Source organism: Flavobacterium sp. WC2421, from assembly GCF_040822115.1.
GTDB lineage: Bacteria > Bacteroidota > Bacteroidia > Flavobacteriales > Flavobacteriaceae > Flavobacterium.
In genome coordinates this window covers 2,981,986-2,995,922 of record NZ_CP162004.1, presented here as the reverse complement: position 1 = coordinate 2,995,922, position 13,937 = coordinate 2,981,986, and the positions used below count along the sequence as shown (strand labels likewise).

8 protein-coding genes are annotated in these 13,937 nt (G+C 32.3%); 6 read left to right on the top strand and 2 right to left on the bottom strand.

Annotated features, from left to right (window positions below; all coding sequences use genetic code 11):
* Window positions 1-366: 366 nt before the first annotated feature.
* From AB3G33_RS12760 to AB3G33_RS12740, 5 genes are all read left to right on the top strand, one after another.
* Window positions 367-3,396 (top strand): SusC/RagA family TonB-linked outer membrane protein, encoded by a 3,030-nt coding sequence (locus tag AB3G33_RS12760; RefSeq protein ID WP_367770109.1) that lies wholly within the window; start codon window positions 367-369, stop codon window positions 3,394-3,396.
* Window positions 3,397-3,406: 10 nt separating this feature from the next.
* Entirely contained in the window at window positions 3,407-4,987 is a 1,581-nt protein-coding gene (locus tag AB3G33_RS12755) for a RagB/SusD family nutrient uptake outer membrane protein (RefSeq protein ID WP_367770107.1), read from the top strand.
* A 103-nt stretch (window positions 4,988-5,090) separates the two neighbouring features.
* On the top strand, window positions 5,091-7,028 hold the full coding sequence (gene nagB / locus AB3G33_RS12750; RefSeq protein ID WP_367770104.1) for a glucosamine-6-phosphate deaminase: 1,938 nt from the start codon (window positions 5,091-5,093) through the stop codon (window positions 7,026-7,028).
* 29 nt (window positions 7,029-7,057) lie between these two features.
* Window positions 7,058-9,085, top strand: a complete 2,028-nt coding sequence (locus AB3G33_RS12745; protein WP_367770101.1) for a beta-N-acetylhexosaminidase — start codon at window positions 7,058-7,060, stop codon at window positions 9,083-9,085.
* A gap of 198 nt (window positions 9,086-9,283) precedes the next feature.
* Complete coding sequence (locus AB3G33_RS12740; RefSeq protein WP_367770099.1) at window positions 9,284-10,900, top strand: ABC-F family ATP-binding cassette domain-containing protein; 1,617 nt, start codon at window positions 9,284-9,286, stop codon at window positions 10,898-10,900.
* A 52-nt stretch (window positions 10,901-10,952) separates the two neighbouring features.
* Here the strand turns inward: AB3G33_RS12740 and AB3G33_RS12735 are convergent, their stop codons facing one another.
* Together AB3G33_RS12735 and AB3G33_RS12730 are read right to left on the bottom strand one after the other, a co-directional pair.
* On the bottom strand, window positions 10,953-12,758 hold the full coding sequence (locus AB3G33_RS12735) for a T9SS type B sorting domain-containing protein (protein ID WP_367770097.1): 1,806 nt from the start codon (window positions 12,756-12,758) through the stop codon (window positions 10,953-10,955).
* A gap of 106 nt (window positions 12,759-12,864) precedes the next feature.
* The gene (locus AB3G33_RS12730) at window positions 12,865-13,038 is read right to left on the bottom strand and encodes a hypothetical protein (protein ID WP_367770094.1); all 174 of its coding nucleotides are present in this window, start codon (window positions 13,036-13,038) and stop codon (window positions 12,865-12,867) included.
* 317 nt (window positions 13,039-13,355) lie between these two features.
* Between AB3G33_RS12730 and pyrR the strand changes: the two genes are divergently transcribed.
* On the top strand, window positions 13,356-13,895 hold the full coding sequence (gene pyrR, locus AB3G33_RS12725) for a bifunctional pyr operon transcriptional regulator/uracil phosphoribosyltransferase PyrR (RefSeq protein WP_367770091.1): 540 nt from the start codon (window positions 13,356-13,358) through the stop codon (window positions 13,893-13,895).
* Window positions 13,896-13,937 lie beyond the last annotated feature (42 nt).

The window sequence follows — 13,937 nt, the reverse complement described above, 5'->3', positions numbered from 1 at the left end:
CCAACGCAAAAAATTTAATAAAAAGTATATACCCCAAAACCATAAGTGGTTTTTCAGTTTTATATCGAATTTTAGTTCTTTTAATTCACTCACTTAGTTCATCTTTAATTTAAATACAGAAAGTCCAGATTAATAACAAAAGTACAACTTTAGTCATTTTTTTTAATATAAATCAGTTTTTGTTACATAAAAATATGTTTTTTAATAAAATCCTTATTGAAAAATCATTTATGGTGTTTTACTAAAAAACCTGTTATAGACAAAATAATGTCGTTGGTTTAAAATAATGTACTGTTGGTTTAATTTTTTTTTTTGAGAATGTTCTTACTGATACATTTACGAAATAACTAACATAAACTTTTAATTATGAAACAAATTATTTTAATCTTTATGATGGTTTTTACTGCACAAGTTACGCTTGCACAGTCTAAAATCATCAAAGGTTCAGTTGCTGATGCATCTGGGATGCCGTTACCAGGGGCTTCCATTGTTGTAAAAGGCGAGTCCAAAGGAAGTGTTACCGATTTAGATGGTAATTTTTCTATTGAAGCTCAAAAAGGGAAAACTTTAGTAGTTTCCTATTTAGGATTTGAAACACAAAATATTGCTATTGGCGACTCTAGTACTATTACTGTTCAATTGAAAGATGCTTCTTCTAACGCACTTAATGAAGTGGTTGTAACTTCATTGGGTATTAAGAAAACGAGAAAGTCATTAACCTATTCTGCTCAAGAGTTAAAAGGAGAAGAATTAACTAGAGTAAAAGATGCTAACATTATTAATACGATTGCTGGTAAAATATCAGGAGTTGCGGTAACTAAAAGTGCTGGAGGAACTGGTGGATCTACTAAAGTTGTAATTCGTGGAAATTCATCAGTGAGTAACAATCAACCGTTATATGTTATCGATGGTATTCCATTGTTTAATGGAACTTCAGGTCAACCAAATAATGCTTTTGGTGATACTGCAGGTGGAAACCGTGACGGAGGAGATGTTGTTTCTCTTATTAATCCAGACGATTACGAAGGGATGACAGTACTTAAAGGGGCAGCTGCTTCTGTATTGTATGGAAGTCAAGGTGCAAATGGAGTTATTTTACTTTCTACAAAAAAAGTTAAAGAAGGAAAATCAAATTTTAAAGTTTCCTCTGTTACCACTTTTGAAAGTGCTGCTTATTTACCGAAATTTCAAAATGATTATGTAGCAGTTGAAGGCGGTGAAGAAACCTGGGGAGCAAAAGGAGCTTCAAATGACCATGTGAAAGGTTTTTTTGATACAGGAAGTACTCAAATTACTTCAATGGCTTTTTCTTCTGCGACTGAAGCATCATCAACAAGTTTATCGTATGCTAACACAAGTGCTGCAGGAATAATTCCAGGAAACAATTTGAAAAAAAATAATTTTGGAATCCGTCAGACAGCTAAATTTTTCAATGATAAATTAAATGTTGCCGCAAATGCTAATTATACAACTCAAACAATCATTAATAAGCCAGTTAACGGACTTTACTTTAATCCTTTGACAGGTGTTTATTTAATGCCTAGAGGAAATGATTTCAATGAATATAAAAACAATTTTGAAGTTTATGATCCCACAAGAAATCTAATGGCACAAAACTGGATGACGGATAGAGATATACTTCAAAATCCGTACTGGGGAATTAATAGAAATAAGTCTGAGGATACGAATCAGTTTTTTAATGGTTCTATTGCTTTGGATTATAAAGTGAATAATTGGTTATCACTTGCTTCAAGATACAGTTATAACCGTTCCGAAAGTGGTTTTGATAAAAAGATATATGCTACAACACAGGGTACATTGTCGCATGCAAATGGGAGGTATATCAACGTAAATACATTAAGTACACAACGATATGCTGACTTTATTGCTACAATCAATACAGATTTGAATACAGATATTAGTTTTAACGCAAATGCTGGTACAAGTATAACTAATACAATAGGGAATCAAAGAACTACTTTAGATTCTGGTATTGGTGGAGGATTACAAATTGCAAACTGGTTTACATTAGGGAATTTTGTTAATAATGCGGGTAATCTACAAACATTAGATGCTGCCAAAGAAGTGCAATCAGTTTTTGCGGCAACTACTTTTGGTTACAAAGACATGTTATTTTTAGATTTAGCTGCAAGAAACGATTGGTCTTCTACATTAGTAAATACCAATAATTCAGGATTCTTTTATCCTTCAGTGGGTGTTACTGGAATTATTAGTGAAATGACAACTTTGCCAGAATTTATTAACTACGGAAAAGTTAGAGCTACCTATGCACAAGTAGGAAATGATATATTTTCATTTGTTACTTCGCCAACCTATGGATATACTGCTGAGGGTAATAAACCGCCAGTAGTTGCGCCAAGACCAGGAGGTTCATTGCAACCAGAATTAAAATCAGAAATAGAGATAGGTACAGAATGGAGAATGTTTGATAATAGATTGGGTTTCGAGTTTTCTTATTATAACTCAGAGACTAAACATCAATACTTACAAATACTTGCACCACCTACAAATCCTTTGGGAGTAAAATACTATGGTATTAACGCTGGAAGTATCAAAAATCAAGGTTTTGAAGCCGTTGTAACTGGAAAAATAATTAAATCAGATAAATTCTCTTGGGATACTGCTTTGAACTATTCCATTAATAAAAACACAGTTAAGGAGATCCCAACTGAACTAGGAGGGAAAGTAATCTTGACCGAAGCAGGTGTTAACAATTACAGATATGTATTGGAACAAGGAAAACCGTTTGGGGTTATTGAAGGAGTAAACATTAAAAGAGATGAACAAGGAAGAGTGTTATTGAATTCAGATGGAACAATTCAAAAAACGGGTTTTGAAGAAGTAGGAAATTCCAATCCTGACTTTATGTTAGGTTTTTCAAACTCTTTTAAATTTGGTTCTTTCTTTGCAAACGTTTTAATCGACGCAAGATTTGGTGGTGATGTAATGAGTTTAACAGAGGCTATAAATGATGAGTTTGGTGTTTCTAAAATAACAGGTGACGCGAGAAATGCTGGCGGAGTTACAATCAATGCAGTTTATCCTGATGGAACAGCGTATGCGGGAAAATACCCAACAGAGAGTTATTATAAACAAACTGGAGGTAGAGCAGGTGCTACTGGTGAATATGTATATAGTGCTACCAATGTAAGTTTAAGAGAAGTTTCAATAGGATATACATTTAATACCAATAAGCTACCTTTTTTACAAGCTGCAAGTTTATCGCTAATAGCAAGAAATTTGGGATTTATCTATAAAGACGCTCCTTTTGACCCAAATATTTCATTAAGTACTGGTGAGGGTTTACAAGGTATTGATGTTTATGGAATGCCATCTACAAGAAGTATTGGTCTTAATTTAAATGTAACTTTCTAATTAAAAAATCATGAAATTAAATACTATAAAAAAAGCAGCTATTTGCGCTACTTTACTCGCAGCAGTAAGTTGTACAGATAATTTTGAAGAAATAAATACAAATCCAAACGGTATTACCCAACAATTACTAGAGCAAGATTTTAATCATATTAAAGGTTCTTTTAGCCCTATGTTTAATAATATCTTAGTTCTTACTCCAGAGTGGAAATACCAAGTGCAACAAGGTTTGCAGGGAGATATTTGGTCAGGATATATGGCAACACCTACCGGTTTTGCAGGAGGGTCAAATAATACTACATATGATTTAGTAGACGGTTGGAATGGTTTCTCCTGGGGGGCTGCATACAGTGATGTTATGTACAATGCCTATTCAGTAGAACAGAAAGCAAAAGGCAAATACGATCAATTTTATGCATTGTCTTTGATTTTGAAAGTGGAAGGGATGCATAGAGTAACAGATACTTATGGACCAATTGTATATTCAAAATTTGGAACTACTGACCCAGTTATTGAATATGATTCTCAAGAAGAGGTTTATAATTTAATGTTTAAAGAATTGGATTTTGCAGTATCTGATTTAACAACAAGAGTAGATGCAAATGAAGTTTCTACATTTGTCACTACAGATTTGTCGGGTTACAAAGGAGATTATAAAAAATGGGTTGTATTTGCTAATTCATTGCGATTAAGATTGGCGATGCGAATTGTAAAAGTAAATCCGACATTAGCCAAAACTGAAGCAGAAAAAGCAATTTCGCAAAAATTTGGTGTAATGACAACTAATGATGATTTATTCAAAGTGGTATCGCCAGTTTATAATAATCCAATTGCTACAATAAGCAATGCTTGGGGTGACATTCGTATGTCAGCTGATATGGAGTCCATTATGGGCGGTTATGCTGATCCTAGGTTAGCCGTTTTCTTTAAAACAGCAGTACAATTCCCAGGACAATACAAAGGAGTTCGCACAGGAATTGAAATTGCAGCCAAAGCGGATCATGTTGATTTTTCAGGTATTGGACCAATTGTAAATTCAAAAGAAATTGTTTTAATGACAACAGCCGAGGTTTATTTTTTAAGAGCTGAAGGGGCACTAAGAGGTTGGAATATGGCTGGTGACGCACAAGGTTTATATGAATCAGGTATATCAAGTTCGTTTAGTCAGCTGGGAGCTTCTGGTGCAGCGGCTTATATTGCTGATAACATAAAAACAGCTAAGGCTTATGTGGATCCCAATTTTCCCGTAAATAATGGAGCTGCTTTAAACAATGTTACAGTTGCTTGGAATGCTGCTGGAACCAATGAAGTTAAATTGCAAAAAATTATTACACAAAAATGGATTGCAGGTTTTCCTGAAGGGCAAGAAGCTTGGTCAGACTATAGAAGAACTGGATATCCAAAATTATTGCCCGTACTTAAAAACACAAGTGGTGGTAAAATTGATACTAATCTTGGAGTACGAAGGTTAAATTTTGTTCAAGCTGAAAAAGACGGTAATGCAGGTGGAGTAGCTACAGGAGTTGCCAAACTTGGAGGACTTGACAATGGTGGAACAAGACTTTGGTGGGATAAAGTAGGAGGAAACTTCTAGAAAAAAAAAGATTAAATTTAAAAGGTATAAGTATTTGATTTGCTTATACCTTTTTATAAAATTCATATCTTTATAAATTTAAGTTAGATAAAATAGTATAAAAATGAAAAGTGCTTTAGAAATGAAACCTGATATTAGTTACAAAAGTGTAGGTAAGTTTGAAGAAACCAGATTTGAAAAAATTCATAATGAAATTTTTAAAAACTCTGCAGAAGCTTCTGTAGTTGTTGCACAAGAAATTGCGCAATTAATTAGATTCAAACAAGAAAAAAATGAAATTTGTGTTCTTGGTTTAGCAACAGGATCTTCTCCAATAAAAGTATATGACGAGTTGGTACGAATGCATAAAGAAGAAGACCTTAGCTTTTTTAATGTTGTTACTTTCAATTTGGATGAATATTATCCAATGAAAAAAGAAAACAATCAGAGTTATCATTATTTTATGCATCAACATCTTTTTGATCATATAGATATCAAACCAGAGAATATTAATATTCCTGATGGAACAGTTGCTATAAATGAATTAAATCAATATTGTATTGATTATGAAATGAACATCAAAAATGCTGGAGGTTTAGATTTTCAATTATTGGGAATTGGACGTACTGGACATGTAGGGTTTAATGAACCTGGTTCACATATTAATTCAGGTACAAGGATAATTACATTGGACCATATTACTAAGGTTGATGCATCATCTGATTTTAATGGTATTGATAATGTTCCTAAAAGAGCTATTACCATGGGAGTTTCTACAATTCTTAGGTCAAAACGAATTGTATTAATGGCATGGGGTCAAAATAAAGCGGACATTATAAAACGTACTATTCAAGGCGATATAAGTTCTGAAATTCCAGCTACTTTTTTGCAACATCATACTAATGCCACTTTTGTATTAGATCAATCGGCAGCATCAGAATTAACTCGTTTCAAAACACCATGGTTGGTTGGAGAGTGTATTTGGACTCAAGAATTGCAAAGCAAAGCTATTGTATGGTTGTGTCAAAAAACAAAACAGTCGATACTTAAATTAACAGATAGAGATTATAATAACAATGGGATGTCAGATCTTTTGGCATTGGAGGGTTCTGCTTATGATTTGAATATAAATATGTTCAATATTTTGCAGCACACTATAACAGGGTGGCCAGGTGGAAAACCAAATACGGATGATACCAATAGACCAGAACGTGCTAATCCAGCACAAAAAAGGGTAATCCTTTTTAGCCCACATCCAGATGATGACGTAATTTCTATGGGAGGAACATTTTCTAAATTGATAAAACAAGGACATGATGTTCATGTTGTATATCAAACTTCGGGAAACATTGCAGTTACGGATGATGAAGCATTGAAATTTGCTGAGGTATGTAATGATTTTGTTGGAGTAGAGGAATCAAAAATTAATTTTAAATCAATTATTAATTTTATAAATAATAAAAAAGAAAATCAAGCCGATTCTTTAGAAGTTCGAAAATTAAAAGGACTAATTAGAAGACGTGAATCTTATGCAGCTACAAGATATATTGGTTTAAAAGATGAAAATACTCATTTCCTAGATATGCCATTTTATGAAACGGGTCATATAAAGAAAAAGCCATTGGGTGCTGAAGATATTGCAATAGTAAAAAATAGTATTGCGACAATTAAACCACATCAAGTTTTTGCAGCTGGTGATCTAGCAGATCCACATGGAACACATGAAGTATGTTTGAATGCTATTTTTGCAGCGATGGGAGAATTGAAACAGGAGCCCTACATGAAGGATTGTTGGCTGTGGTTGTATCGTGGTGCTTGGCATGAATGGGATATTCATGAAATTGATATGGCGGTACCATTAAGTCCTGATGAGGTAATGTTAAAAAGACATGCTATTTTATTTCATCAATCTCAAAAAGACCGCGTCATGTTTCAAGGAAATGATTCCAGAGAGTTTTGGGTTAGGGCCGAAGACCGTAATAAAAGTACAGCTAAATTATATGATGATTTAGGTCTAGCTGAATATGAAGCGATTGAAGCGTTTAAGCGTTTTGATTATTAAATAATTGTTACATTTTATTATTTAAATTTATGAAATACATTTTGTTTTTATTGTTATCTGTTTTTATTTCCAATGCTCAAATTAAAAAAGAGCAATTAGATTTAATGCCTTGGCCACAAAAAGTTGATTTAACCGCTGGAACTTTTGCTTTAAGCAAAAACTTTAAAGTGAATATTACAGGGAATCCTGATGCAAGAATTTTTATTGGAGCGACCCGATTTTTGCGACGATTAGACGGAAGAACTGGTTTATTCTTTGAACAAGATTTTTTGACTAAAATCAATGAGGTTCCCGAAGCACAATTACAAATCAATTGTACTCGATCTGGAAAAATAGAAATAAATGAGAATGAAAGTTACCAACTTTCGATAGATTCAAATAAAATAGTAATCAATGCCGAAACTGATCTAGGGGCTTTACATGGTTTAGAAACCCTATTGCAATTGCTTCAAAATGATGGAACAGCATTTTATTTTCCATCAGTAAATATTACAGATTCGCCGCGTTTTACATGGCGAGGTTTAATGATTGATGCGGCAAGGCATTTTCAACCAGTTGATGTTATTAAAAGAAATTTAGATGCCATGGCTGCTATGAAAATGAATGTTTTTCATTGGCATTTAGTAGATGATCAAGGATGGAGAATTGAAATGAAAAACTTCCCCAAGTTGCATGAATTAGCTTCTGATGGAAATTATTATACACAAGAAGAAATTAAAGGGATTGTAAAATATGCTGATGATAGAGGAATATTGATTATTCCTGAAATTGATGTTCCAGGACACGCATCGGCCATTTTATCTGTTTTTCCAGAAATAGGAAGTAAAATTGATAACGGAGTTGGATCATATGCTGTAGAAAGGAGATCAGGTATTTTTAATGCTGCATTAGACCCTACGAATCCTAAGACTTATGAAGTATTAAGTGCCATTTTTGATGCCGTTTGCCCTTTATTTCCCTCTAACTATTTCCATATAGGTGGCGATGAGAACAATGGAAAAGAATGGAATGCTAATCCTAAAATACAAGAGTTTAAGAAAAAACACAATCTGGCTAATAATCATGATTTGCAAACATATTTTAATATGCAGTTGGTTCCAATGTTGAAAAAACATGGGAAAAATGTGATGGGTTGGGAAGAAATAATGACCAAAGACATGACCAAAGACGCCATTATTCATGCCTGGAGAGGAACTAACGAAGGTTTAGCTTCTGGGGGTTCCCTAATTGCAGCGGCAAAAAATGGCTACAAAACAGTTTTGTCAAACGGATATTATATTGATTTAATGCTCAGCCTTGAAAGTCATTATAAAAACGACCCAATTTCTAAAACAGTTTTATTAACTCCAGAAGAAAAAGCTAGGATATTAGGTGGAGAAGCTGCAATGTGGAGTGAACTTGTAACTCCCTTAAATATTGATTCCAGAATTTGGCCAAGAACTGCTGCAATTGCTGAACGTTTATGGTCGGATGAAAGTGTGACTGATATGGTTAGCTTACGCAAAAGATTAAAAACCGTTTCTTTTAGACTAGAGGAATTGGGAATTACTCACATTAGAAACAAAGAAGTGATATTAAGAAATATTAGCAATAACCAAAATACTATAGCTTTAAATGACTTTACTAATGTATGCGAGCCACTTAAAAACTATACACGAAATGGTGGTGGAAAAAAATACTTTATGTTTTCTCCTCTAAGTTTATTTGCCGATGCTTGCTCTTCAGATGCATCAGATGCTATTGATTTTGATACCGCAGTAAATAAATATTTGAAAGATAAAAACATTGAAAATCAAAAAGAAGTTACTCATTTTTTTGAAAAATGGATCACTATGAATACTGATTTAGTACGGTTAAGTACAAATGCACCGCTTATTCAACCCTTATTGCCATTGTCTAAAAGTTTAAGTGACATATCAAAACAGTTTTTATTGCGTTTCGATAATCAACAAACTCTTAATCCAATTGTTTTGAATGTTTTATTGGAAGAATGCAATTCTAAAAAACAGGCTGATGTTGAATTAGCAGTTTATAGTAGTTTAAAAAAATTATTATAAGTAAATATTAGTTTCTTTTAATTTGGTTATGGTTTAGTTTAAAGAGATTATATTGTAATCCTGGCAATTTTTTGTCAGGATTTTTTTTTGATAAATACGATTCGTTTTTGTTTAATTCAATTCAGCAAATTGTCTTTGTATAAATAAAAAAATCATTAATTTTTTGTACTTTTGCAAAAATTTTTATAAAAAACATTTATGTTAACAGTTAATAATTTATCAGTTCAATTTGGCAAACGAATTTTATTCGACGAAGTAAATACCACCTTTACACATGGTAATATTTATGGAGTTATCGGAGCTAATGGTGCTGGAAAATCAACCTTTCTTAAAATAATTTCTGGAGAAATGGATCCTACATCTGGACATATCCATTTAGAACCAGGAAAGCGTATGTCGGTTTTAAATCAAAACCACAATATGTTTGATGAACATACCGTATTGGAAACCGTAATAATGGGGAACAAGGTTTTGTATTCAGTTAAGAAAGAAATGGACGAACTCTATCTGGATTATAATGATAAAAATGCAGATAGAATAGGGGAGTTACAAGTTCAATTTGAAGAAATGAACGGTTGGAACGCTGATTCAGATGCTGCATCTATGTTATCCAATCTTGGAATTACTGAGGAGCATCACTATACCTTAATGGGTGATCTAGAAGGAAAAATAAAAGTTCGTGTGCTTTTGGCGCAGGCTCTTTTTGGTAATCCTGACTTGCTTATTATGGATGAGCCTACCAATGACTTGGATTTTGAAACTATTGCTTGGTTAGAAAATTTCTTGGCCAATTATGAAAATACAGTAATTGTAGTTTCTCACGATAGACACTTCTTAGACTCAGTTTGTACTCATATATCTGATATTGATTTTAGTAAAATAAATCATTATTCAGGAAATTATACGTTTTGGTATGAGTCTAGCCAATTAGCGGCAAAACAACGTGCACAACAAAACAAAAAAGCCGAAGAAAAGAAACAAGAATTAGAAGAATTTATACGTCGTTTCTCTGCGAATGTAGCCAAATCAAAGCAAGCTACTTCTCGTAAAAAGATGATTTCTAAATTGAATATTTCTGAAATTAAACCTTCGAGTCGTCGTTATCCTGCAATTATATTTGATCAAGAGCGTGAAGCAGGAGATCAAATATTAAATGTTCAAGGTTTAAGTGCTTCAATTGATGGCGAAGTATTGTTTAAAGGAGTTGATTTGAATATGGCCAAAGGAGATAAAATTGTTCTTTTTTCAAAAGATTCTCGTGCTACAACAGCCTTTTACGAAATATTGAATGGGAATAAAAAAGCAGACACAGGTAATTTTGATTGGGGAGTGACTACAAACCAAGCTTATTTGCCAGTAGAAAATCATTCTTTTTTTGAAAGTGATTTATCATTAGTTGACTGGTTGCGTCAATGGGTAAAAACAGAGGAAGAACGCGATGAGGTTAATATTCGAAGTTTTCTAGGTAAAATGATTTTCTCTGGAGAGGAAGCATTGAAAACCTGTAGAGTATTATCAGGAGGAGAAAAAGTACGTTGTATGTTGTCTCGAATGATGATGGAAAGAGGAAATGTATTGATGATAGATGAACCTACCAATCACCTGGATTTAGAGTCGATTACGGCATTCAACAACTCTTTGAAAAACTTTAAAGGTTCTGTTATTTTTACTACACATGATCATGAGTTTGCACAAACGGTGGGAAATAGAGTAGTGGAGTTAACGCCAAAAGGAGCTATTGATAGTTATATGACTTTTGATGAGTATCTTGACGATGAAAAAATACAAGAATTGAGAGTTAAGATGTATTCTTAATACTAAATAATACTATTATTTTTAGCCATCATAAAATCATTTTTTATGATGGCTATCTTTTTAAAGTAAAATGAGATTTGAATTCAGTGAGTTCCCCATTTTCTTTATAGATTGCTTTAAACCAATAATCATTTGAAGGTAATGGAACTCCTTGATAGTTTCCATCCCATCCAATATCATTTGGTTTAATTATCGCTAATGATTTGCCATATCGATCATAAATATAAATTAAGGCCTCGTTTTCTTTTACAAATTCAGGAATATTCCAAAAATCATTTTCTCCATCTCCATTTGGTGTGAAAAAATGGGGATATTCAAATGCATATGGAACTGGATAAATAGTTACAGTGATTTTTTTTCGTTGATTATCTTCGCATCCATTTATAGTCTGACTTACAAAATAATCAGTAGAACCTAATATAGATGTTTGTGGAATTGGAGTTTCAGTTGAGCCTGTACCTCCCGTTTCAGTAGTATACCATAAGTGATTTGTTCCGCCAGCAGTTAATTCTTTAGCCACTGCAAATTGCACATAGGATATTGGGGTTGTAGCATAAATTTCTGGGAAATTGAGCAAATTATTTATCACAACAATTTTTGAAGCTTCACAATTTAAAACATTTCTAGTTTTTATAAAATATGTTTTTGACACTAAATTTGTAGCTACATTATTTGTTGTCCAGGTTTTTCCTCTGTCAAAACTATACTCTTTTGCAGGAGATGTTATCGTGATTGTTCCTGTATTTACGGAGCAAGTGGGTTGCGTAATTAAAACTGTTGGTTCTGGAATAGTATTGTTAAGGTTATAAGGTGAACTTAGAATACAACCAGTATTATCAGTGATTTTTACAATATAATTCCCATAATTTTTAGTCTCATATGGTATGCTGAAATCTTTATTTGTAGCTCCTGCTATTGCAATTCCTTCTTTATACCATTGATACTTAATACTTGGTGTTATTAGTATAGTTGGGTTTGCAGTCAAAACTAAATTATTCTCGCAAAAGGCACCATTCCTTAAAATATTCACTCCAAATAGGGATGATTTATTTAAAATTAAATCATCATATAAAAAAAAAGGGGCTTCATAAGGGCCTCTAAAAGGGGCATAAGGGTAACTTTCTGGCAGTTTTTGAGGACTACCAAGTATTATTGCTTCAATGTCGACTGTTGGTGTAAAAGTGATTGTTATTTTTTCCCATTTTGAAACTGGAGTATATGTTACGCTTCCTATTTCAATCCATTTTGGACCATAAGTAGGAGGACTTTGGTAAATGTTGACATAGACATCTGAGGTAAGTGGGAGATTTTCGCAATTACTAGTTCCGTATAAAGTAATATTTATGGGCTCTAATTCAGAAACTCTCAATTGTTTAAAATTTTCTTTAGAAACTTTGTTTGAAGTTCCTAAAGCTGCATCACCGCCAACGATTAATGTTGCAATATCGAGTGTCAACTGGTATTCTTCGCCAGCTAACATTGGCGATATTAAACAAGTACCAATATACCCTTTTTTATTTCCTGTATACATGGCTCCATAAATACCAAATCCGTCTGGATAATTAGAAAGCCCATTTTTCAATATTTCTTGACCATCCAAATCTAATCCACAATTGATATATTCAGTTCTAGAATTATTAGCGGGGACCCAAATTTTGGCTTCTTTGCAAAAAGAATACTCTTCAAAAGAATGGTTTGGAATAATAGAACGCACCGCTGTTTGATTACAGATACAATCTAAATCATTTAAGTCGATCTTTCCATCACCATCATCATCAATTCCATTATTACAATTTTCTTGACAATATGAAATTGATGAAAATAAAAAAAGAGTAATATAAAATATAGTTAATTTCATAATCGAATAATTGTAAATTTTATATTAAAATTACTATTAAAATTATTGAAAAACTATAAAAATGAAGTGTAAAAATATTTTTTATTTAGAAATTTAACAATTAGTTCTATTTTTTACCTGATATTTTACTAATTACAAATAAAATAATTGCTACAATAGCGACTACAATAATAATACCTACGCCCATACCTGCTTTGAAGATACCGCCAATTACGGAACAGCTTGTAAATGAAATTAGGATTGTGAAAAGTAAAAGTGTTTTTGTTATTTTGGTCATCATAATAAATGGATTTAAAATTGAATTATAAAATTACCAATTGCCAAAAGAAATTTGTTATATAATTCAAATGGATTGTTATAAAATAACTTTCTATAGAATTATATTTAAGCTAATTGTTTTTTCTAGACTTAATTATCTTTAATCATTTTATAAATAAGATAAAGAACACCTAAATAAGTATTATTACAATATCTTTGGCTTATTGTAAATTGGTTTTCTTTATTAAAAAAAAATATCAAAAACATATTCTAGAGATATAATTATTAAATCATAAATTTGAATTTGTATATTTGCAAAACCAAACACAATACTTTACTATGACTCAAAAAGTTTTGCTCAATTCCAAAGAAGTCAATATCATTCTCCATCGTTTGGCTTGTCAGCTAATTGAAAAACATCTCGATTTTAAAGATACTATTCTAGTAGGTATTCAGCCTAGAGGTACATTTCTTGCTGAGCGTTTAAAAACCATGTTAGAAGATGAATACAATACTCCTGAAATTCAGTTAGGATATTTAGATATTACTTTTTTTAGAGATGATTTCCGTAGAACTGATAAACCATTAGAAGCCAATAAAACAAAAATCAATTTTATTGTCGAAAATAAAAAAGTTATTTTCATTGATGATGTTTTGTTTACTGGAAGAAGTATTCGATCTGCATTAACTGCTATTCAATCTTTTGGAAGACCATCAGAAATTGAATTACTGGTACTTATTGATAGACGTTTTAGCCGAAATTTACCTATACAACCGGATTATAGAGGGAGACAAGTTGATGCAATTAATGGGGAAAAAGTAAAGGTTAATTGGAAAGAAAATGACGGTGAAGATGTGGTCTATTTAATTACCAACTAATCAGTAAAACAAATCGTTCAAAAAGCTAAGCTGATAAAATAA

Bases quoted from the DNA above. Each gene is read 5' to 3' on its own strand.
- AB3G33_RS12755 (WP_367770107.1), top strand. From the start codon at position 3,407: ATGAAATTAAATACTATAAAAAAAGCAGCTATTTGCGCTACTTTACTC.
- AB3G33_RS12740 (WP_367770099.1), top strand. From the start codon at position 9,284: ATGTTAACAGTTAATAATTTATCAGTTCAATTTGGCAAACGAATTTTA.
- AB3G33_RS12760 (WP_367770109.1), top strand. From the start codon at position 367: ATGAAACAAATTATTTTAATCTTTATGATGGTTTTTACTGCACAAGTT.
- nagB (WP_367770104.1), top strand. From the start codon at position 5,091: ATGAAAAGTGCTTTAGAAATGAAACCTGATATTAGTTACAAAAGTGTA.
- AB3G33_RS12735 (WP_367770097.1), bottom strand. From the start codon at position 12,758: ATGAAATTAACTATATTTTATATTACTCTTTTTTTATTTTCATCAATT.
- pyrR (WP_367770091.1), top strand. From the start codon at position 13,356: ATGACTCAAAAAGTTTTGCTCAATTCCAAAGAAGTCAATATCATTCTC.
- AB3G33_RS12730 (WP_367770094.1), bottom strand. From the start codon at position 13,038: ATGATGACCAAAATAACAAAAACACTTTTACTTTTCACAATCCTAATT.
- AB3G33_RS12745 (WP_367770101.1), top strand. From the start codon at position 7,058: ATGAAATACATTTTGTTTTTATTGTTATCTGTTTTTATTTCCAATGCT.